Source organism: Bacillus sp. A260 (assembly GCF_009861435.1).
Lineage (GTDB): Bacteria > Bacillota > Bacilli > Bacillales > Bacillaceae_G > Bacillus_A > Bacillus_A cereus.
Map to the genome: position 1 here is coordinate 1,149,112 of NZ_CP046398.1, position 20,893 is coordinate 1,170,004.

Sequence of the window (20,893 nt, forward strand, 5' to 3'; positions counted from 1 at the left end):
TTTTTTTTAATACGTTCGTTTCTTATAAATGCCTTTTCCGCCAACTTGGTTCCAGCCAGATTGTACATCCAAACTTTTGTTAACAAACTTCATTTTTTCTTTTCCACCAAAGAGCTTTTCGCCGATGCTATTTGTAATGACACCAATCAATGCTGTTATTCCGATGATGAGGGCAGCAACCGTAATAAAATCAATAAAAAAAGCAATCATTTGAAAACTCCCCCTTTGCCTGTCTGTATGTTTATTGTATGAGATAAAAAATGAAAAAGAAAGAAATGTCAGAAAAATATTTAATTTACTTTAGAAATCGTGTAGACAGGAGGGAGGATATTTGTTAAAATAAGAACAAATGTTCCTTTTTATTCTCATTTGTATAGTCTTACATTTCTTAATTGATTTATCAAGAAAAAGTAAGAAAACGTTCTCTTTTTCATAGGGAAGATTATAGATAAATAACTATATATTATATGAAAAATCTATGAGAAGTGAGTAGTAAAAGGATTGAAAGTTATTGTTAAAGTACAGCTGAAGTGAGCGTAATCATGTTACATAGCAGTGAAATACACGGAAGAGTTTTCTCAACTAGCAGGAAATTTACTGTATATTTCTTGCAAAATCTATTGTATAATGATTATAGAAGTTACTTATTAAAAGTAATTGTTGTTTATTATAAGTTGTTGCTTACATGAAATGCGATTTTTGTACTTTTCAATAAGACAAGTTATCGCGAAAAATTGCTGAAGTTAGAAATTAAAACTGTATTTAGTACAGAATTTGTACTCTTTAAGGAGAGTGAGCTTTGTATGGTAACATTATATAGTTCTCCAAGCTGTACGTCTTGTAGAAAGGCGAAATTATGGCTAGAGGAAAATCATATTCCCTATACAGAACGTAATATCTTCTCAGATCCATTAACGATTGAGGAAATTAAAGAGATTTTACGTATGACAGAAAGCGGAACGGATGAGATTATTTCTACTCGTTCGAAAGTTTTCCAAGAATTGAATGTAAACTTAGAGTCTTTACCACTTCAAGATTTATATAAGATGATTCGTGACTATCCAGGGATTTTACGTCGTCCAATTATGATTGACGAGAAACGCCTTCAAGTTGGTTACAACGAAGACGAAATTCGTCGTTTCTTACCACGTACAGTAAGAACGTTCCAATTACGTGAAGCACAACGTCTTGTAAATTAATTATAATAATATGAAAACCTTCTACCTATTATATAGTAGAAGGTTTTTTTTAATGTTTCACATTGCGTAATCGAACTTGTTGTACGATAAAGCCGATGCATAAAATAGCGAAAATGAACAAATAAGGAATGCTTGTAGTGAAACTTGGATTGTTATGAAAAAAGGTTGCAAGTCTGTCTTCATGTGTAACCATTTTTCCTGCAGTATAGGCAAGAATCGCTGCACCGCAATAAATGAGGAATGGAAATCGTTCCATAAGTATTAAAATAAGTTTGCTGCCCCAAATAATAATCGGGATAGAAATGAGTAAGCCGATTATGACGAGTAAAAATCTCCCGTGAGCTGCACCTGCAATGGCAATAACATTATCAAACCCCATAACGAGATCCGCGAAAACAATTGTCCGCACAGCTTGAAATAAAGTTGTTTTTCCTTGAATAGAAGAAAGATCGTTGCTATTATCGGTTAATAAATTGACTGCAATTAATGTAAGTAAAACCCCGCCAATCAATTGTAGAAATGGAATGTCGAGTAAATAGACAGCTAGTATAGTAAGGATGATTCTTAGTACAATCGCTAAAAGAGTACCGATCAAAATAGCCTTATTTCGTTTCGATTCAGGTAAATTTCGGCTAGCTAGTGCGATGACGATTGCATTGTCACCACCTAATACAACATCGATACCGACAATCATTAGTACGGATGTTAAAAACTCTAAGTCCATTCGTCTGCCTCCATTTATGATGTTTTAATAAGCGAACTATATGTATGTGATGAAGAAAGTTGTTGTTAAATAATCTCTTCTAATAGAAGTTTCACTTTATTACAGTGTACGGGGGAATGTGGAAATGTATGTCCAAATTTTTTGTAAGTAAGAAATCGCTATAATAATATATTTATGTAGTTTATCGAGTAAAGATAGGCATATAACTATTTTTGTAAAATAAATCGATTTTATTTCCATTCTGGAGAATCTTATCATAAAATGAGAGTACAAGAATCTATTGATTTGTCATATGAGTGGGGAATCCCTTCATAACAATTCTAAGCAGGAAGGGAGAGTTGTATTTTGGATATTGAAAGAATTAATGATCATACGATGAAATTTTTTATTACGTACATTGATATAGAGGATAGAGGATTTAATCGTGAAGAAATTTGGTATGATCGCGAACGAAGTGAAGAGCTCTTTTGGGAGATGATGGACGAAGCTCGTGATCATGACGATTTCTTTATTGATGGACCGTTATGGATTCAAGTGCAAGCAGTCGATAAAGGGATTGAAGTACTTGTCACGAAAGCAGAGCTTTCAAAGGACGGACAAAAGCTGGAACTACCGATAGGGGTAGACAAAATTATAGATATTCCTCTAGATGAAGGCATCGAATCATTATTCCAACAAGAATTAGTCGAAGAGGTAGAAGAACAAACAGGAACAAACTTTAATGAAGATGGTACGTTTGGCTTTTTAATTAAATTTAATGATTTTGAAGATGTCATTTCATTAAGTCATCGTCTTATCTTTGAAGATATAAAAGATGAGCTGTATTCATTTGAGGACCGCTATTATGTATATGTGGAATTCGATGAAGTGCTACATGATGAAGAAGAAATCGATCGTATTTTAAGTATTATTTTAGAATATGGAGAAGAATCAACTTTAACAATTCATCGTGTAAGTGAGTATGGAAAACAAATTGTGAAAGAGCATGCGCTTGAAACGATTCGCAATAATTTTCCTGCTAAAACGTAGGCCGATTTCTGTAGTATGAAATCGGCTTTTTATATGAAGAATAGGAAAGCTTTCTTAGTTAGGAGGTAAGAGATGAAAAATACGTTAAAGCTGATTTTCTTTATACTGCTATTGTTCGCATTATTTGTTTCGTTACGTATGTTTATTGATGTAGCATTTTATTCAGATGTGATTGGGATAAAAGATGTTTCGATTTTAGGTATTATTAGTATTTTATTTACAGTATCTGCGTTTTTAATTGGTTGCGTTATTTTCTTAGAAAATCGACATCCATCTAAAACACTTACATGGTTAATTGTTTTAGGAATTTTTCCGGTATTTGGTTTCTTTGCTTATTTATTATTCGGACAAAATTTTCGAAGAAAAAGAATGTTCCAAAAGAAGGCGTTACTTGATGAACAGGCGTTTTTACAATATAAAGGGCATGAAGATTACGAAGAACGAATTTTACGCAATCATAAGCATCAAGAACTGTTATTTCGTTTAGCGGATCGATTAGGAGCTTTAAATATTTCATTTCAAACTGAAACGAGGACATTAACAAATGGAGATGAAACGTTTCGGGCTATTTTAAATGGGTTAAAACGAGCGAAACATCACATTCATATGGAATATTACATTGTGCGTGATGATAAATTAGGAACAGAAATTAAAGATATTTTAATACAAAAATCGAAAGAAGGCGTTGTTGTTCGCTTTTTATATGATGCGGTTGGAAGTTTTAAGTTATCGAAATCGTATATTGAAGAATTAAACGATGCAGGTGTAGAAATGATTCCATTCTTTCCTGTGCGCTTTCCGATTTTAAACGATAAGATTAATTATCGAAATCATAGGAAAATTGTTGTGATTGATGGGAACGAAGGATTTGTAGGCGGATTAAATATCGGTGATGAGTATTTAGGGAAAAATAAATATTTTGGCTTTTGGCGAGATACGCATTTGTATTTACGTGGTGAAGCGGTTCAAAGTTTACAACTTATTTTCCTTCAAGACTGGTTTTATATGACTGGAGAGGCTGTGCTAGCCCCTGAATATTTACAAGCAAAAGCAGTTGAGGGTGATCATTGGGGAGGAGTGCAGCTAGTTGCAGGTGGCCCCGATAATAAGTGGGAAACGATTAAGCATTTATATTTCGCAATGATCGCTTCTGCTCGGAAATCTATTTGGATTGCAACGCCGTATTTTATTCCGGATGATGATATTTTATCCGCATTAAAGGTTGCTGCACTTGCTGGTATTGATGTTCGTTTATTAATGCCGAGTAAACCTGATAAGCGCACTGTCTTTTACGCATCGAGATCGTACTTCCCAGAGCTTTTAGACGCAGGAGTAAAGATATATGAATACGAAAAAGGTTTTCTTCATAGTAAAATTGTCATCGTTGATTCTGATTTAGCTTCAATTGGGACAGCTAATATGGATATGAGAAGTTTTCATTTGAATTTTGAAGTAAATGCCTTTTTATATGATACAGATAGCATTAAAAGACTTGTTCAAGACTTTAAAGACGATTTAGAAGAATCCAGTGAAATTCACGTCGATCGTTTTCATAAAAGGCGTCTGCATAGACGAATTGTTGAATCAACGTACCGGTTATTATCGCCATTATTATAAAAAGAGATGTCCGAAATTGGGACATCTCTTTTTTAAAAGGAATTTGTAATAAATTGTAGAATATAAGGAGCTGAAAGGGTGTGATTCCGATATTTATAGCTAAAAGAGAAAACGGAGAAAAAATTCATTTACTCTATAATTGTAATGAAGAGCTTTTGCGCCGTATGCGCCAACAGGAACGATTCTTTTGTGTAGCTTGCGGAAAGGAAGTGCAAATGAAATTAGGGAAACAAAAAAGTTGGCATTTTGCTCATAAAAAAGTGGATTCATGTCTTGCCTTTTATGAAGCGGAATCAAAGTATCATATGCATGGCAAAGAATTGTTATATAGATGGTTCAAACGTCAAAACTTTCAGGTGGATATAGAGTACTACCTCCCAGAAATTAAGCAGCGACCAGATGTTTTTGTAGAGAGGGCGGGTAGAAAAATTGCAATTGAATACCAGTGTGCAAACCTCGCTATAGAGCAGCTGTACAAAAGAACATATTCGTATTGGCAAGCTGGTATACAGGTCATTTGGATCGTTGGTGGAAATCAATTGAAAAAGCAATCTGCATATTGGATGAAATTTTCCTCACTTATGGCTTTCTCCTTACAATCTTATCCTCAGCCACTTCTTATTTTCTTCTGTCCGAAACAAAAATCATTTATGAAATGTGCATTTGTCACTCCCTTTTCTACAAATGTTTTTTTCTCACATACTATATATTTACCAACTGATGCGACTACTTTTGAAATGCTTTTTTCTCCTGTTCCTTTCGGGAAAGAAAGATTGGGTGAAGAGTGGAAGAAGAGAAAGAAAAACTTTCGCCAAAATGCCTTACCGATTTGGAATTATAATTATAAGTCATTATTACGCCTCTTATATCAATTTAAATGTACCCCAGCGAGCTTTCCTTCTGAAATTGGTGTTCCACTCCCTTCTGGATTTGCTTTTCAAACAAACCCATTTATATGGCAAGCTTTTCTATATATGAAGTGTATAGGAGAGCTTGCAGTGGGAGAGTGTATTTCTCTTCAATACGTGTGTAGTTATGTAAAAAGGTATACGAAAAGGCGGATACTTCCGTACTTTTCGCAGCACATATGGAAAATGGCAGTTACTGAATATATGACATTTTTATGCTATATAGGTGTTTTACGTAAAGTGGGAACTTATACGTACCGAAAAATAAGGGATGCCGTGATGTTAAAAACAGAGGAGGAAATTATGAAACATGATGAGATTTGCTTAATACATGCGCTATCTTTATTTGAGGCAAATTTTAACATGAGAGGAGGAAAAGCGGATATAATAAAGAATGATTGTGAAGGAATTACATAAGAAAAAACGAATTGTACTTAAGTAGAGATATTTAAAGGAGGGCTTAAAGAATGTCTGAACAAAACAAAGCGAAAGCATTACCAGATCGCAACGAGATTGAAGAAGCAAGTACGTGGCGATTAGAAGATATTTTCCAAACGGATGCAGAATGGGAAAAAGAATTCCAAGCTATTAAAGAGCTATTACCGAAGTTAACTGAATTTAAAGGGAAACTTGGTGACTCTGCGGACAATTTACTTGAGGCATTGCAATATGAAGATGAAATATCAATGCGATTAGGTAAGTTATATACATATGCTCATATGCGTTACGATCAAGATACAACAAACTCTGTATATCAAGCATTAAATGATCGTGCAACAAATTTATATTCACAAGTATCTAGTAGCACAGCGTATATTGTGCCTGAAATTTTATCGATTTCAGAAGGTACATTGCAAACATTCTTGAAGGAAAATAGAGATTTAAGTGTATATGAACATGCATTAGAAGAAATTACACGTCAACGCCCGCACGTATTATCAGAAGCTGAGGAAGCTTTATTAGCGGAAGCATCTGAAGTAATGAGTTCATCAAGCAATACATTCGGTATGTTGAATAACGCGGATTTAAAATTCCCATCTATTAAAGGGGAAGACGGAGAAGAAATAGAAATTACACATGGCCGTTACATTCAGTTTTTAGAAAGTGATGATCCTCGTGTTCGCAAAGATGCATTTAAAGCTGTATATGAAACGTATGGAAAATTTAAAAACACATTCGCAAGTACGTTAAGCGGAGCAGTAAAACGTAATAATTTCAATGCGCGTGTTCGTAAATATGATTCTGCTCGCCAAGCTGCACTGAGCAATAATAATATTCCAGAAGCAGTATACGATCAACTCGTTGAAACAGTAAATGACAACTTACATTTATTACACCGTTACATCGATATTCGTAAGCGTGCACTAGGACTTGATGAGCTTCATATGTATGATTTATATACACCACTTGTACCAGAAGTGAAAATGAATGTGAAATACGAAGAAGCGCAAGACCTTTTATTAAAATCTTTAAACGTACTTGGTGATGAATATGTTGATATTTTGAAAGAGGCATATGAAAATCGCTGGGTAGATGTGTATGAGAATAAAGGAAAACGAAGCGGGGCATATTCATCTGGTGCATATGGAACAAATCCGTATATTTTAATGAACTGGCATGATAATGTAAATAATTTATTTACACTTGCTCATGAGTTTGGTCATTCGGTGCATAGTTACTATACAAGAAAAACACAACCGCACGTATATGGTGATTATTCCATCTTCGTAGCAGAAGTGGCATCTACTTGTAATGAAGCACTTCTAAATGATTATTTATTAAAAACGACAGAAGATAAGAAAGAGCGTCTATATTTATTAAATCATTATTTAGAAGGGTTCCGTGGTACTGTATTCCGTCAAACGATGTTTGCAGAGTTTGAACATATTATTCATAAGAAAGTACAAGAAGGACATGCTGTTACGCCAGACATGTTAACGGAAATTTACTATGATTTAAATAAGAAATATTTCGGTGACGCTTTAGTAATCGACGAAGAGATTGGTTTAGAATGGTCTCGTATCCCACACTTCTACTACAACTATTACGTATATCAATACGCAACAGGATTTAGTGCAGCGACAGCTCTATCTAAACAGATTTTAGAAGAAGGACAACCAGCAGTAGAACGTTATATTAACGAGTTCTTAAAAGCAGGAAGCTCTGATTATCCAATTGAAGTGCTGAAAAAAGCAGGAGTAGATATGGCATCTCCTGAACCAGTAAAAGAGGCACTACAAGTATTTGAAGAGAAATTAAATGAATTAGAAGCATTATTATTTGAAGAAAAGTAATGAAAAAAGACGAGGGATTGTATCCTCGTCTTTTTGTTGAATAGATTCAATGTCGATATTTGTCGGAGAGAAAGGTGAATTTCTTTGTTTTTCTAACTGAAAGGATAGTTTTACGACTGATTTTTAAAATTAAAACCCTTTGAATCGTTTTTTATAATTGAAATAAGAGAGAGTGATAACGATGATTCCGAATAAAAGAGGTAAGGCAATAATTTTAGGAAAAGCTTGTAGTAGAGAGAGGATGTACAAGAAAAAAGAAACGATGACAGCTAGAAAGAGAAGAGCAATATAAGATTTTTTCATAAATAAACCCCCTAAATGACCTTTTTTATAGCTTATTCAAAAATGAAAACGTTTAGAATGTGACAAAAGTGTGAAATTCGACAAAAGGGGTTGTCATCTGACGTCGAATCTTGTAATATAATAAGCGTGAACGAATTCACATACAAACATATACCCCTTTGTTTGAACGTGAAAATTTCTCCCATCCCCTTTAATATTTTTATAAGCCGTAAAGAAGAAGACCTGGTGTTTACACCAGGTCTTTTTCTTTTGCTATCCATTTCCAATAACGTTCGCATTTTACTTCTATCATTTGTACTTTTCGTTTCAGTTGTAATTTTTTTAGTTCGCGTTCAATTTCTTGTTGCGGACAATCATAAATAAATGCTACTTCTTTTGAAGATATAAATTGTGTTGCTTCTAGTAACACTTCTAAAGGTGGTAATGGTTCTGGCTCAATTTCACATTTTACAAGTTCTTTCAATAATTGTACGTATACATCGTAGGAATAATTTCCAGCGATTTTAATACCTTCTTCATCTGAGTTCGCATGAAAAAAGACGAGGGAAGGTATTTCTGTAATATGCATTTCATTCGTGAATTTCAAGTCACATTGGAAAGCTTTTTTTGCACTAGCAGAATGTAGATCTTTTTTAAATTCTTCTACATCAATATTGCTATCTTTCGCACATGCAAGTAATAGTTCGCAGTCAGGGTTTGATACATTTTCAAGGAAAATGTATTCTTGGAGTTTTCGCAAAAACTTCGAACCTGCTTTTCGGCCTTGCAACTCCGCTGCCTTAATTGCCATCGAAACTAAATATGGTGTTGACGATGCTTCTTGCATATGTACCTTTCCATCACATGAAAAACCTTGTAAACTGGTTGTCTTTTCCCACACAAATCGAATATTAGCAGGTTTATTCCATTTGTGTGAGGAAGCGTTCGTTCCATCCACTTTTCCTGTTACGATATGACGAATAGAGAAGTATTTCCCGTATTCAAGCCATAGTTTAATAATAAAAGGCTCAATTTCCCAGCAATCTTTACAAAGTGGATCAATAAATAAATATGCTTCTACAGACTTATGCTCGCATGCGGAAGGAGATGGCATATTTATATGCTTTGCTTCCTGCTTATCCATTACACTTCACCTGTTTCGTTTGGAGTATTAACCATATGCTGAGCGGTTAATGCTAAACGTTCAAAAACAAACTCTCTTATATGACCATGAACTCCAGTATCATCCATTGCTTGCTCCATACATGATAGCCAAGCTTCTGCTCGTTTTGGAGTAATCTCAAACGGAAGATGGCGTGCCCTTAACATAGGATGACCATGTTCTTCAGTGTACAAATTAGGACCACCTAAATATTGTGTTAAAAATTGCTTCTGCTTCCTAGCGGTTTCTGTTAAATCTTCCGGGAAGATGGGAGATAAGTCAGGGTGTTTACTGACATAGGAATAAAATGTATCTACTAATATTGCAATGCATTGTTCACCGCCAATTCCTTCAAATGGTGTCATCGGTTGCTTGCTCATCCTTTATAAACTCCTTTTTCCATGAAATGTATATCTATTGTAGCAATGGAATGTTCGAGAGGGCAAATAAACAGCTTTCTCAAAGATTCTTTGCTTATTCTACGGGTGTAAACTTTTTTAGTGAGATGTATCCACTAGTGAAACATATTCACTAGTGGAATTTTCACTTTAGCGTGCTTTTTTTTGTTTGGCAAGGAAAAAGCGTTTTACTTTGTTATTTGTATGGCGAACAGGTATGTTATGTTGCGTTAATAAATGAATAAATGCAGCTTTTCCTGTTTCTTCATCTTGCACTTCAAATTCAATTTCATAATCATCGTGATTGTAATAGAAACTATGATCAAAGACAAGCGTTCCGCCTTTAAATAATGTTTCTGCTCTTTCTGTTGTTAAACTACCCATATATGTTAAAGCAGAAACAGGAATTTGTAATTTGTGTAATTGATCTACTACTGCTCCTTGAATGATTGTGTTTGTTTCCATCATCATTTTTGCTTCGTCTTCTGTTACGACTTGATGCGTTTCTAATAAACCGATTTCTGCAGGTTGTTTCAACGTTAACGTATAAGTTTCTCCTTTATGACGAATACGAAGTGCAGAGCCAGCTTCTTTTAACGAGAAGTCAGGTGTTTCAAAGTAGTGATTCACTTGTTTTGTAAATGCTTCAATAGAAAACGATTTACATAATGTATCGAATTCTTCTTTTGTAACGATATTTTTGAATTCAATTTCAATTTCTTGTGTCATTGTATAATCTCCTTTTGAAAAATAATTCTTTACACATTATCGCTTTTTCATAAATTTGGTTCAATGTTTTATTTGTTTGCGTCCATGTTATGATACAATAATACTGTTAAGTAAGACAGGAAGTTGAGATGGAGGAGTTAGAGCATGCAAAATAAAATCCAAGTTAAGAGCGTAGAAAAGAGAGAGAATGCTCTTATTTTTTGTGCGGAAAATAGTGAAATAGAGGTAAAGGAGTTAAGTGCGCGTAATCACGTACTTGTAGACTCAGACAATTTATCATTTTTATATATCTTAGAAAATGAATCATCTTTCATTTATGTAAGTATTCCGCACACATGCTGGGAAGCAATGCATGAAGCGATGAATAACGATGTGGTTATGTTCGTTCGCGTGAATGACATTGAAATGGAATTAGAAGGATTAAAAGAAGAAGTAGAATATTTAGTTGAAAATATTGAAGGTAATGCAAATTACGGAGAAGAATTAGTAACTGCTGTAGAAAAAGTATTTCTATAAGCAAATGGATTGATTTTGGTGGTGGTTGAAATGAATCGAAATTGGGAAGAATTTTTAGCACCTTACCACCAAGCGGTGGCAGAGCTAAAAGTGAAACTAAAAGGAATGCGTACTCAATTTGCAATGTTAACAGAGCATTCTCCAATTGAGTTTGTAACAGGAAGGGTAAAGTCGGTTGCAAGTATTATTGATAAAGCGGAGAAGAGAAATGTACCGCTAGACCGATTGAGAGAAGATATGCAGGATATTGCTGGGCTTAGAATGATGTGTCAATTTGTTGATGAGATTAAGCCTGTTGTAGAATATCTTCGAAAACGAAATGACTTTGAAATCGTGGAAGAACGTGATTATGTCACGCAAAAGAAAGATAGCGGTTATCGTTCTTATCATGTTGTCATTAGTTATCCTGTTCAAACGATTCAAGGTGAACAAAAAGTATTGGTAGAAATCCAAATACGCACGCTAGCAATGAACTTTTGGGCAACAATTGAGCATTCTTTAAATTATAAATATAGTGGACGTTTTCCTGAAGATATTAAAATACGATTGCAACGTGCAGCTGAAGCGGCGTTTTTATTAGATGAAGAAATGTCTTCTATTCGTCTTGAAATTCAAGAAGCGCAAAAGGCTTTTTCAAGAAAGCAAGAAACGAAAGATTCCGAATCATAAACTAAAGGGTGTTGGGCGATGAAATTTACAATTATGTCAAAGGGAGATCAATCATCAGATACACTGGCAAGCACGATGAAAGAGTACTTGCTAGATTTTGGATTTATAATGGATGAAAAGGAACCCGATATTGTAATTTCTGTTGGGGGAGATGGAACGCTTTTATATGCGTTTCATCGTTATTATAATCGATTGGATGAAACAGCATTTGTTGGTGTACATACAGGACATCTAGGTTTCTATGCAGATTGGTTACCAACAGAAGTAGAGAAATTAGTAATTGCGATTGCGAAAACACCATTCCAAGTGGTGGAATATCCGCTTTTAGAAGTTATTATTCGCTATGTGAATGGAAGTAAAGAGTCACAGTATTTAGCGATGAATGAGGCGACTGTAAAAAGTGCAGAAGGTACATTAGTAACAGAAGTAGAAATACGCGGAGAATATTTTGAAACATTCCGCGGAGATGGCCTTTGTATCTCTACTCCTTCAGGAAGTACCGCGTATAACAAAGCGCTTGGCGGAGCAATTATTCACCCATCTATTGAAGCGATTCAAATTGCAGAAATGGCGTCCATTAACAATCGTGTATTTCGTACTGTAGGATCGCCACTCGTATTGCCGAAGCATCATACATGTGTGTTAAAGCCAGCTGCAGGAATGAACTTACAAATTACAGTGGATCATTTAACGATGGTTCATCAAGATGTGAAATCAATCCAGTATCGCGTCGCAAACGAGAAAGTACGATTTGTTCGTTTCCGCCCATTCCCGTTCTGGAAACGAGTTCGTGACTCGTTTGTTGCAGATAAATAGAAAGGGTTATATATTTGAACAGATTTACATTGAAATGGGATATAGGGCCGGCTGAAGAGGGAACTTTAGTTAGGGAATTTTTGAAAACGAAAGGTATTTCTAAAGCCGCTTTAACGGATATAAAGTTTCATGGCGGAGCAATTGAAGTAAATGGTCAACATGCGAGTGTTCGTCATCAGTTGCGTGCTGGTGAAGAATTACGTGTCTTTTTTCCAGTGGAGGAAAGAAGTGAAGGGATGATGGCAGAAGATATTCCTTTATGCATTATATATGAAGATGACGCGGTTCTTATCATTAATAAAGAGGCGAATATGTCAACGATTCCGTCTAGAGAACATCCGGCAGGAAGTGTTGCCAATGCGCTGTTATCTCATTATGATAAGCAGCATCTTGCAAGTACAGTGCACATCGTAACACGTTTAGATCGTGATACTTCGGGGCTTATGCTTATTGCAAAAAATCGTTTCGTGCATCATCTTTTATCGAAGCAGCATCAACAAAAAGCTGTGAAACGAACGTATGAAGCAATTGTTCACGGAAAGATTGTAGAACGAGAAGGAATGATTGATGCACCAATTGGTCGAAAATCTGATAGCATTATTGAGCGAATGGTTTGTGAGGATGGACAAAGGGCAGTTACTCATTTTAAAGTAATTGATAGTACATATCATAAGACACATGTAGCGCTTGAGCTTGAGACAGGAAGAACGCATCAAATTCGTGTGCATATGGCTCATATAGGACATCCATTACTTGGTGATAGCTTATATGGAGGGAGAAGGGATGAAATGAAACGGCAAGCACTTCATAGTAAATCTTTGACGTTTTATCATCCTATTTTAGAGAAAGAGATGTCTTTCACTATAAAGCTTCCAAGCGATATGCAAGAAGTGTTGCGGCATACTTAAAAAGGGAACAAAATTCTTATATTATAAAGAATTTTGTTCCCTTTTTTCTTAGCGGAATAATATTAAAATTTGGTTTTCACCCGTACGCTTTATAACGAAAAATCCATTTTCGGCTTTTGTAGCAATGCCATTGTCATTTGGAAGACAAAATCCATGTGCTTCGCAAGTGCCGTCATCACGTACTAACATTTGTCCAATTAATCCGACAGGAAGCCACTCGGCGCGATCTTTTCTTGCTACATATTTGCGAGTTGGATCCCATTCTGTATTTAAAAGAGGTTGTATTTCTTCGGTTTCCGTCCATACATATTGGCGTTTTCCAAAGTTATCTGTTTTATAACGTTTTTCCCAACTTAAAGCCCCGCTATTTCCTATAAGGGCAGGGGTTGCACTAGATATTCCTAAAATGAACGAGTCGTGTGAAGTAGCTATCCGAATTTTTTCTTCGCTACTAAATGTAACGAAATAACCGACATCAATAGGTTTATGATCTTCGGTTTCAAACATTTGTGCAAAATCCGTTCCACTTGCATTGTAAGACGCACCCTCAATGTACATTTCTCCATTATGGGCAAGCCATTTAGCCCCGATATTATGGTCGGTGTCGCTTACACCATTTGCAATAAACCAAGAATAAGCTTCTTCTGCAGTGCCGAAGCGCCCCATAATATGGCTACCTGCAAAATGAGCTGTTGATGTATGATGACCTTCCGCATGAGAAGAGGATCCGTTAGCGATAGTTGCGGTTCCTTCTGCGTGTGCTGCTTCGCCTAAAGCAATCGTCTGTTTACCCTCTGCATGAGAATAAGCTCCGCCTGCTGTCGTTTCACTTCCCTCACTATGCGAACTATGTCCAGTTGCTTTTGAGTTTGATCCCTCTGCATGAGAGAAAGAACCTTTTGCGTGTGTTAATAAGCCTTCCGCATGTGCTGCCATGCCCTCCGCATGAGAGTGAAGCCCTTCCGCATATGCATATCGGCCGCCCCTTTTAACTTTTGTATTTTCAGGTGTAGGTGTCTCAATTATGAGTGGTTTTTCAGTTTGTATATCATTCGATGAAGCCAATGCCTCTTTTATTTTTTTTACTTTGTTTATAATAGCAGCTGGAATTTCTGGTTCCACTTTTTTATTTATTGCTACAGAAATATTTTCTTCCGTCTTTTCTTCTGTTTGATTAGAATGTATTACCTGTTCATCTTGATTTGAGAGCTGTTTATTTTTTTGTTGCATCTTTATTTTTCTGCGATCGATTATGCGGCTCATCACAGCATTTTCTAAAGAGACATATGTTGGTTTTACTTTGCTTTTTTTTGATGACTCTTGTTCTTCCAGTTCTTCTATCGCTGCAGCCCGAATACTACACCAGTTGTTAATTCCGTACATGGGCAGATATAAAGGGGGAAATTTTCTTTTTTGTTTAGAAGATTTTTTCTTCATTCTGTCACCTCCTGCGACATTATATGTAGTGTAATTAAAAAAAGATGCACTTTATTGCATCTTTTTTTAATTACTTTACCTAGTTTTATATGAGATCTGCCTAAATAATACGGTAATCTTTCGCTAAGTAAGGTAGTTATGAAATTGGACGGAATTTCTCAGCGACAAAAGGTAAAGAAGAAGGAACAGAGATAGTCTCCATTTCAGGATAACGTAATCCGGTTAATTTGCCACCAAATACAGCACCAGTATCAATATTGACTGTCTGATTGACGAATCGAGGTTCTGCTACTGGTGTATGTCCATATACAATCCAAGCTTGCCCCTTGTACTCTTGCGCCCAATCGCGACGGACAGGTGAGCCATCGGCATGCTTTTCTCCTGTAATATCGCCATATAATACAAAGGTTTGTACTTTTTTATCTCGTCTTCCTATGTAATCTTGCCGAATCCCAGCGTGACATACGATTACTCTTTTTTCATCTAGTATGTGGTAGAGCGGTGATTGTTCATAAAGAGTGATAAACTTTTCTTTTATAATGTTTTGCTTATGAGAAGGGAGTGCCTCATATTCAGCAACAGTTGTTTCAAGTCCGTGAGCGACTGTTACATTACGCCCAAGAAAAAATCGATATAGTTTATTACAGTGATTTCCAGGAGCGTAATAAGCTTCTTTTTTATGTATGACAAGTTCCCATACAATTTCAATCATACGTAATGAATGAGGACCACGGTCTGTAATATCGCCAACGAATGCAAGTTTACGTTGGTCAGGGTGAACCGGTAGACCGCTACTCCAGTTATATCCTAGCTTCTCTGTTAAATTTTGAAACTCTTGGAAGCATCCATGAATATCTCCTATAATGTCATATTTCATATTTAAACCTCCATCGTATTTTTCATTAGTATATCTAAAAAAGGATAGAGATAAAAATATAGCGTTTTTGTGTTGTTCATTTAAACATAAAGATTTTCGTTCTTGAGCGAACATTTAAAATGAATCCAATCGCAATCATGTATGTAAGCAGTGAACTTCCTCCGTAACTCATAAGAGGTAATGTTATCCCTGTAATGGGAAGTAATCCGATTGTCATCCCGATATTTTGGAATACTTGGAAAGTAAACATTCCGATTGTACCAGCGCAAATGTAACTACCGAAAGGGTCATTACTTTCTAAAGCAATATGAATCATTCGAAAAATGAGTAAGAAAAAAAGAGAAATAATGACACTTGCGCCTAGAAAGCCAAATTGTTCAGCGACATTAGTGAAAATAAAATCTGTATGTGGTTCTGGAAAATATACTTGTCCATTTTCCCACCCTTTTCCTTGCATTTCTCCGGATCCAGTCGCTAAGAATGCTTGTCTTAATTGATAGCCTTGTGCATCATATTTGTAAGGTGCTAACCATCCGTAGAAGCGATTTAATTGATACTCTTTTAAAATGTGTGCTTTAAAGAAATCTGTGTGAGTAAAAAAAATATATATTAATGTAGATCCAGCAACGAAAGTACCTGAAACTAATCCAAAAATAAAACGCCATCGTATGCCAGAAACTAGTATCATTGCTGCAAGCATCGCTGAAATGACCATTGTGTTTCCTAAATCTGGTTCTTTTGCAATAAGTAGTAGTGGTGGCAAGCTTGTCGCAAATATTTTTCCAAGTAGTAAAAAATCGTCATGTATCGTTTGGGAAAAATATTTCTCATTATGATTTGCTATAATTCGTCCAATGACGATAATTAAAAACAATTTCATAATTTCAGAAGGCTGAAAATTTCCGATGCCTGGGAGCCTGTACCAAGCGGTAGCGCCTTTAATTGTAACGGCACCTGGTACTTGAAGTTCTAGTCCAATAAGTAGTACCATTGCAAAGCTGTACAAATACCAAGCAATTTTTTGATAACGATCGAAGTCGATAATCATAATAACACCAATGGCTATAAATCCAATGAAATACCATTGGATTTGCTTTAGTACAAAATTGACGTTTTGTAAAAATGGCGGTAAAGAGGCTTGCGCACTTGCAATAGCACAACAACTAACAATCCCAATGGCAAATAAAATAAATAGTAATACGTAGTCTATTTGATATTGAGAATTTGGATCTTTCAATGTAGGTATTCCTTTCTACTGCTCTTTATAGTAATGGATTTTATCCCGCATTAATGGGCAGTAAGACCCCCACCTCAAAATTCAGCGAAAGCGAAGAAGTTAGGTGGGGGATCAACTGCCCGTAAAAGCCCGATTGGTGAGAGCTGATTAAAGTTTCACTTTATAGTATGAGAAAGAATGTATGAACTATACGAATGATTCACATATAGTCCATACACTTTTAATTTTGCAGAGTAGTTTAATTGTTTAGCTCTTTAATAATTATATCCAAACAATGAGAGAGACGTACATGTGCGTCAGGAAAAATATCTAGTTGATGAAGATAGTATTTTAAGGAACTTTTACACCATTGGTAAGCACTAAGTAGAGCTGCTCTATAGTCCGTAGTATTTTGTAAAAAGCCATATTCTTTTGCTGTTATAACAAGGTGTGTGAAATCTTCACAACCTTGAAGGAGCTTATTGTGTATTTGTTGTCCAGCATGGTAGCGAAATTGACTTAAAGGCTCAGAAATGTATATTGCATTTCCTTTAGAAAGTAAAGAAATCCATGAGGCCATATCAACACTACAAGAATATTGTCGCTCTTTAAGGGTGCCAAAAGGTTCAGTGAGCAATTCCTTTCGGAACAAAGTAGTTGTAGGCTCACCGATAATGTTGTGTCCGCCCTTTAACATCCAATTACCTAAAAATATCCCGTTTAATGGGGTGTCTTCACTATATAACCTTTGTGTTGGATGGGAATCACCTATTAGATTTCCATGATCATCAATGCGTACTCGATAAGAAGTAACAAGAGCAAGATTTTTATTGGGATCTTGCTCAAAATAGGTCATCATTTTTTGTATTTTATGCTTATAAAACACGTCATCGTCCATTAAAAAATTTATATACTCACCATTTGATTTTTCTATGAGCATAAGGTCATTGTGAAATTGTCCTAGAGTAGGGGTATTTCGAATGTATGTTATATTTTTATAATTTGGTAAGTATTGTTCGCGTATTAAAGTTGCTGTTTCATCATTTGTACTATCATCTCCGATGATGATTTCAATATTTGAATAAGTTTGTGCCAATGCACTTTCTAGAGCAATTTTGAAATAATGAGGCCGATTATAAGTAGGAATAAGGATGGAAACGAGAGGTGGGTTTTTTTCATTCATCATACATAACTTCCTTTCAGAAGCTTTTTTTTGTTAGAACAATATCTTGGTAACTTGTATATTCATGTCTGCCGCACCATAAACCGTAATGCGGCTTATTGATTATTTCTAGGCCGTACTTATTCAATAGATTGCAAATATCTGTCTCAGGATAAGCAACTGCGAAATTCGGAATATCTTTATTTACAACGTAGCAATTTTCGATTCGATGATAAAAACCTAATGTACTTTGTCCTGCATTTAAATAATAGGATGATTCAGGGTTTATAAGAAAGAATGTAATGAAACATCTCCCGTCTTTTTTTAATACACGTACAATTTCAGATACGTAATGTTCTAATTCTTTTGGGAGAAGATGTGTAAATACAGAAGTTAAAAAGATAAAATCGAATGTTCCGTCTTCATAGGGAAAACGATATTGAGAGGCATCTTCTTTTCCTTCCGGATTATAGAATTGATTGTATATGTCAACATGTTCAAAGTGAAAATTATTACGCATAGTTGAAATGTTATTTTGACACCAAGTAATTCCATCTTTAAACAAATCAAATCCATAATACGCTCCATCATCATTTAAGTAATTCATTAATGGTACAGCCATTCGGCCGACACCGCAGCCTACATCTAATACTTTTTCATTTGATTTTAAAGCACCAATTTGAATAAAATGCTTTAGGAACTCTTTTCCAACCTTTTTGAAGTCGCCACCTACATATTGGACGAGTTCAGGAGGGGGGAGTAAAGTCATTTCTTTGTTAAGTTCACTCATGAGTATACCCCTTTCTTGTATGAGAAGATGCAGTAAATCTATTAATAAAATTTTCAATTTGTAGTGAGAGAATACAGGAAAACAATTGTTATATGTAAGGAGATTCCGAAAAAGAATACTTAATTGGATTAGAAGTGAGAGAAGAATGAGTGAAAATGGAATCTCCTATAGATTAAATCTTTTTTTATTCTTTTCTCCAATAAACGCCAAATACATCAATTTTAGTAATAGGGGCTTTTAAATTTCGTTGGTTTCTAAAGTCTGTCACAGCCTCAGCGCATGGCGGTAGCCCGTAGTCATCGATAATTATATAGCCACCTTTAGAAACTTTATCATATAAGTTCACGAGACCATCCATTGTGGATTCGTACATATCACCATCAAGCCGTGCAATTGCTATTTTTTCAATTGGTGCTGTTGGTAAAGTATCTTTAAACCAACCTTTTAAAAATTTCACTTGATCATTTAGTAAATCATATTTTTTGAAATTCTCTTGTACTTGTTCTAAAGAGACGCGTAAGTAATCGAATGTGTGTAAATAATCACCGTAATCTTTTGGATATTGTTCTAGATTCGGTGCTGGCAAACCTTCAAATGAATCTGCAACCCACACATTACGATCCGTAATGTTGTTTGCTTGTAAAAAACCATTCATAAAAATGCATGATCCTCCGCGCCATACACCTGTTTCAATAAAATCACCTTCTATATTTTCACGAACAACGGTTTCCATCGCCTCTTGTAATTGGTTCATACGTTCTCGACCAATCATGCTATGTGCTGCTCTTGGCCAATCCATTCCATCATGACGTTCACTTTTAGAAACATTTGGTTTTACAATTTTTAAGTTATGGTTTTCAGCATATTGCTTAATGAATAAAGGGAGGGGGACTGTAACTGGTTCGAATTCTAGTTCTTTTGAAATATGTAGAGATGCGGGTAAGTATGCCTCATATTCTAACCATATTTCAAATAAAATGGTCTTCTTTAGCAATTCGAGATAAAGCTGAACAGCAGATTTACTTTCCATATTTGTGCCTCCTGCAAAATGTCATACAACAATATGATTATGTAGATAGCGAATGTTTCATGATTGAATTTGAAATTGAAAAAGCAGTAAAACTGATATCAGTTTTACTGCTAAGTAAAAAATTAAGCGATTTTTTCAATAATAATAGATGCATTTGTACCAAGAGCTAATGATAGCCCAAGTCCTGTAACGATTACTTCAACTAATGATGGAGTTGTCGTAATTTGCGTAATTGCTTGAACAACGATAGGTGCTCCAACTGAGATTAAAGTAGCCCCAGTACCTGGTACAGATACCCCATTTACTTGGATTGTAAGCCCCCCTAATACACTTATTGCCGCAGTATATACGATAACAGTGATTTTATAGAATCCAGTTTCAGCAATAACGAAAGTATCAGCATCTAATTGAGAAATTGCTGTACCAAACTGAGATCCAACAGTATTAAATGGTACTGGAGCATTTAGTCCAAGATCTAAAGAAATTCCAGCGGAGTTAAATGCATACAATCCTGCTGGAAGTCCTAGTCCGGATGGTCCAGTCGGTCCAGTCGGTCCAGTAGCCCCAGTCGGTCCAGTAGCTCCAGTAGCTCCAGTGTCACCAGTCGGCCCTGTAGGTCCAGTAGCCCCAGTGTCACCAGTCGGCCCCGTAGGTCCAGTAGCCCCAGTGTCACCAGTCGGCCCCGTAGGTCCAGTAGCCCCAGTGTCACCAGTCGGCCCCGTAGGTCCAGTAGCCCCAGTGTCACCAGTCGGCCCCGTAGGTCCAGTAGTCCCAGTGCCACTAGTCGGTCCAGTCGGTCCAGTCGGTCCAGTCGGCCCTGTAGGTCCAGTCGGCCCCGTAGGTCCAGTTGGCCCTGTAGGTCCAGTCGGCCCCGTAGGTCCAGTCGGTCCAGTCGGAAGGGTAAACGGTGGTATCGGTGGTAATGTAGGTCCTACAAGATTAGGGTCAAATGCACTAGCTGATAAAGATTCATCGGGATTTAATCCATTTGAATAATTATTATTTGACATAAATTCACCTCCATAAAGCGTTCATTATATAGTAGATGCAAAACCGAAAGAAAATGACACGGACATTTGAATTATTGAAAAGAAATCTTAAACTACTTGAACAATTTAAAAAAATGGAAA

At 35.9% G+C, this 20,893-nt stretch carries 22 protein-coding genes; 9 read left to right on the top strand and 13 right to left on the bottom strand.

Annotated features, from left to right (window positions below):
* Positions 1 to 6 precede the first annotated feature (6 nt).
* Positions 7 to 210 (bottom strand): hypothetical protein, encoded by a 204-nt coding sequence (locus tag GD442_RS05860; RefSeq protein WP_000559971.1) that lies wholly within the window; start codon positions 208 to 210, stop codon positions 7 to 9.
* 593 nt (positions 211 to 803) lie between these two features.
* Here GD442_RS05860 and spx point away from each other — a divergent pair.
* Positions 804 to 1,199: a transcriptional regulator Spx gene (gene spx / locus GD442_RS05865; RefSeq protein ID WP_000258267.1), complete on the top strand. Its 396-nt coding sequence runs from the start codon at positions 804 to 806 to the stop codon at positions 1,197 to 1,199.
* Between the two features lie 49 nt (positions 1,200 to 1,248).
* On the opposite strand, the gene GD442_RS05870 is transcribed toward spx, so the two are convergent.
* The gene (locus GD442_RS05870; protein WP_159365061.1) at positions 1,249 to 1,923 is read right to left on the bottom strand and encodes a TerC family protein; all 675 of its coding nucleotides are present in this window, start codon (positions 1,921 to 1,923) and stop codon (positions 1,249 to 1,251) included.
* 345 nt (positions 1,924 to 2,268) lie between these two features.
* Between GD442_RS05870 and mecA the strand changes: the two genes are divergently transcribed.
* The 4 genes from mecA to pepF all read left to right on the top strand — a co-directional run bounded on the left by mecA (position 2,269) and on the right by pepF (position 7,771).
* Entirely contained in the window at positions 2,269 to 2,952 is a 684-nt protein-coding gene (gene mecA / locus GD442_RS05875; RefSeq protein WP_000350713.1) for an adaptor protein MecA, read from the top strand.
* Positions 2,953 to 3,024: 72 nt separating this feature from the next.
* Positions 3,025 to 4,569: a cardiolipin synthase gene (locus GD442_RS05880; RefSeq protein WP_086401879.1), complete on the top strand. Its 1,545-nt coding sequence runs from the start codon at positions 3,025 to 3,027 to the stop codon at positions 4,567 to 4,569.
* A gap of 80 nt (positions 4,570 to 4,649) precedes the next feature.
* Positions 4,650 to 5,894, top strand: a complete 1,245-nt coding sequence (locus tag GD442_RS05885) for a competence protein CoiA (RefSeq protein WP_086401878.1) — start codon at positions 4,650 to 4,652, stop codon at positions 5,892 to 5,894.
* A gap of 50 nt (positions 5,895 to 5,944) precedes the next feature.
* Complete coding sequence (pepF, locus tag GD442_RS05890; protein WP_017656431.1) at positions 5,945 to 7,771, top strand: oligoendopeptidase F; 1,827 nt, start codon at positions 5,945 to 5,947, stop codon at positions 7,769 to 7,771.
* Positions 7,772 to 7,900: 129 nt separating this feature from the next.
* Here pepF and GD442_RS27655 read toward each other — a convergent pair whose 3' ends face one another.
* The 4 genes from GD442_RS27655 to GD442_RS05905 form a co-directional block, all read right to left on the bottom strand.
* Positions 7,901 to 8,074 (bottom strand): hypothetical protein, encoded by a 174-nt coding sequence (locus tag GD442_RS27655; protein ID WP_000750355.1) that lies wholly within the window; start codon positions 8,072 to 8,074, stop codon positions 7,901 to 7,903.
* Positions 8,075 to 8,303: 229 nt separating this feature from the next.
* A complete protein-coding gene (locus GD442_RS05895; RefSeq protein ID WP_000360645.1) occupies positions 8,304 to 9,197 on the bottom strand; it encodes a ClpXP adapter SpxH family protein in 894 nt (297 codons plus the stop codon).
* Positions 9,197 to 9,595 carry a globin domain-containing protein gene (locus tag GD442_RS05900; RefSeq protein ID WP_000043390.1) on the bottom strand — a complete coding sequence of 133 codons (399 nt, stop codon included), beginning with the start codon at positions 9,593 to 9,595 and terminating at the stop codon, positions 9,197 to 9,199. The genes GD442_RS05895 and GD442_RS05900 overlap by 1 nt, the downstream gene beginning before the upstream one ends.
* A gap of 168 nt (positions 9,596 to 9,763) precedes the next feature.
* The gene (locus tag GD442_RS05905) at positions 9,764 to 10,342 is read right to left on the bottom strand and encodes a CYTH domain-containing protein (RefSeq protein WP_000191121.1); all 579 of its coding nucleotides are present in this window, start codon (positions 10,340 to 10,342) and stop codon (positions 9,764 to 9,766) included.
* Positions 10,343 to 10,486: 144 nt separating this feature from the next.
* On the opposite strand from GD442_RS05905, the gene GD442_RS05910 reads away from it, so the two are divergent.
* Genes GD442_RS05910 through GD442_RS05925 form a run of 4 tightly spaced genes read left to right on the top strand, consistent with a single transcriptional unit; the run spans position 10,487 to position 13,251 of the window.
* The gene (locus GD442_RS05910; protein ID WP_001180003.1) at positions 10,487 to 10,858 is read left to right on the top strand and encodes a UPF0738 family protein; all 372 of its coding nucleotides are present in this window, start codon (positions 10,487 to 10,489) and stop codon (positions 10,856 to 10,858) included.
* Between the two features lie 30 nt (positions 10,859 to 10,888).
* Positions 10,889 to 11,527 carry a GTP diphosphokinase gene (yjbM, locus tag GD442_RS05915; protein WP_001081482.1) on the top strand — a complete coding sequence of 213 codons (639 nt, stop codon included), beginning with the start codon at positions 10,889 to 10,891 and terminating at the stop codon, positions 11,525 to 11,527.
* A gap of 18 nt (positions 11,528 to 11,545) precedes the next feature.
* Complete coding sequence (locus GD442_RS05920) at positions 11,546 to 12,343, top strand: NAD kinase (RefSeq protein WP_000673190.1); 798 nt, start codon at positions 11,546 to 11,548, stop codon at positions 12,341 to 12,343.
* A gap of 14 nt (positions 12,344 to 12,357) precedes the next feature.
* The gene (locus GD442_RS05925; protein WP_001079134.1) at positions 12,358 to 13,251 is read left to right on the top strand and encodes an RluA family pseudouridine synthase; all 894 of its coding nucleotides are present in this window, start codon (positions 12,358 to 12,360) and stop codon (positions 13,249 to 13,251) included.
* Positions 13,252 to 13,299: 48 nt separating this feature from the next.
* On the opposite strand, the gene GD442_RS05930 is transcribed toward GD442_RS05925, so the two are convergent.
* From GD442_RS05930 to GD442_RS05960, 7 genes are all read right to left on the bottom strand, one after another.
* Positions 13,300 to 14,688, bottom strand: a complete 1,389-nt coding sequence (locus GD442_RS05930; protein ID WP_000730517.1) for a peptidase G2 autoproteolytic cleavage domain-containing protein — start codon at positions 14,686 to 14,688, stop codon at positions 13,300 to 13,302.
* Between the two features lie 136 nt (positions 14,689 to 14,824).
* Complete coding sequence (gene prpE, locus GD442_RS05935; protein WP_000872698.1) at positions 14,825 to 15,565, bottom strand: bis(5'-nucleosyl)-tetraphosphatase PrpE; 741 nt, start codon at positions 15,563 to 15,565, stop codon at positions 14,825 to 14,827.
* A 76-nt stretch (positions 15,566 to 15,641) separates the two neighbouring features.
* Entirely contained in the window at positions 15,642 to 16,802 is a 1,161-nt protein-coding gene (locus GD442_RS05940) for an FtsW/RodA/SpoVE family cell cycle protein (protein WP_000654702.1), read from the bottom strand.
* Between the two features lie 238 nt (positions 16,803 to 17,040).
* Positions 17,041 to 17,967 carry a glycosyltransferase family 2 protein gene (locus GD442_RS05945; RefSeq protein WP_000980807.1) on the bottom strand — a complete coding sequence of 309 codons (927 nt, stop codon included), beginning with the start codon at positions 17,965 to 17,967 and terminating at the stop codon, positions 17,041 to 17,043.
* 13 nt (positions 17,968 to 17,980) lie between these two features.
* A complete protein-coding gene (locus tag GD442_RS05950; protein ID WP_001292843.1) occupies positions 17,981 to 18,733 on the bottom strand; it encodes a class I SAM-dependent methyltransferase in 753 nt (250 codons plus the stop codon).
* A 184-nt stretch (positions 18,734 to 18,917) separates the two neighbouring features.
* On the bottom strand, positions 18,918 to 19,763 hold the full coding sequence (locus GD442_RS05955) for a TylF/MycF family methyltransferase (protein WP_000444381.1): 846 nt from the start codon (positions 19,761 to 19,763) through the stop codon (positions 18,918 to 18,920).
* 122 nt (positions 19,764 to 19,885) lie between these two features.
* Positions 19,886 to 20,773, bottom strand: a complete 888-nt coding sequence (locus GD442_RS05960; protein ID WP_159365062.1) for a BclA C-terminal domain-containing protein — start codon at positions 20,771 to 20,773, stop codon at positions 19,886 to 19,888.
* Positions 20,774 to 20,893: the final 120 nt, after the last annotated feature.

Bases quoted from the DNA above. Each gene is read 5' to 3' on its own strand.
- GD442_RS05860 (WP_000559971.1), bottom strand. From the start codon at position 210: ATGATTGCTTTTTTTATTGATTTTATTACGGTTGCTGCCCTCATCATC.
- spx (WP_000258267.1), top strand. From the start codon at position 804: ATGGTAACATTATATAGTTCTCCAAGCTGTACGTCTTGTAGAAAGGCG.
- GD442_RS05870 (WP_159365061.1), bottom strand. From the start codon at position 1,923: ATGGACTTAGAGTTTTTAACATCCGTACTAATGATTGTCGGTATCGAT.
- GD442_RS05880 (WP_086401879.1), top strand. From the start codon at position 3,025: ATGAAAAATACGTTAAAGCTGATTTTCTTTATACTGCTATTGTTCGCA.
- pepF (WP_017656431.1), top strand. From the start codon at position 5,945: ATGTCTGAACAAAACAAAGCGAAAGCATTACCAGATCGCAACGAGATT.
- GD442_RS27655 (WP_000750355.1), bottom strand. From the start codon at position 8,074: ATGAAAAAATCTTATATTGCTCTTCTCTTTCTAGCTGTCATCGTTTCT.
- GD442_RS05895 (WP_000360645.1), bottom strand. From the start codon at position 9,197: ATGGATAAGCAGGAAGCAAAGCATATAAATATGCCATCTCCTTCCGCA.
- GD442_RS05900 (WP_000043390.1), bottom strand. From the start codon at position 9,595: ATGAGCAAGCAACCGATGACACCATTTGAAGGAATTGGCGGTGAACAA.
- GD442_RS05905 (WP_000191121.1), bottom strand. From the start codon at position 10,342: ATGACACAAGAAATTGAAATTGAATTCAAAAATATCGTTACAAAAGAA.
- GD442_RS05910 (WP_001180003.1), top strand. From the start codon at position 10,487: ATGCAAAATAAAATCCAAGTTAAGAGCGTAGAAAAGAGAGAGAATGCT.
- yjbM (WP_001081482.1), top strand. From the start codon at position 10,889: ATGAATCGAAATTGGGAAGAATTTTTAGCACCTTACCACCAAGCGGTG.
- GD442_RS05920 (WP_000673190.1), top strand. From the start codon at position 11,546: ATGAAATTTACAATTATGTCAAAGGGAGATCAATCATCAGATACACTG.
- GD442_RS05930 (WP_000730517.1), bottom strand. From the start codon at position 14,688: ATGAAGAAAAAATCTTCTAAACAAAAAAGAAAATTTCCCCCTTTATAT.
- prpE (WP_000872698.1), bottom strand. From the start codon at position 15,565: ATGAAATATGACATTATAGGAGATATTCATGGATGCTTCCAAGAGTTT.
- GD442_RS05945 (WP_000980807.1), bottom strand. From the start codon at position 17,967: ATGATGAATGAAAAAAACCCACCTCTCGTTTCCATCCTTATTCCTACT.
- GD442_RS05950 (WP_001292843.1), bottom strand. From the start codon at position 18,733: ATGAGTGAACTTAACAAAGAAATGACTTTACTCCCCCCTCCTGAACTC.
- GD442_RS05955 (WP_000444381.1), bottom strand. From the start codon at position 19,763: ATGGAAAGTAAATCTGCTGTTCAGCTTTATCTCGAATTGCTAAAGAAG.
- GD442_RS05960 (WP_159365062.1), bottom strand. From the start codon at position 20,773: ATGTCAAATAATAATTATTCAAATGGATTAAATCCCGATGAATCTTTA.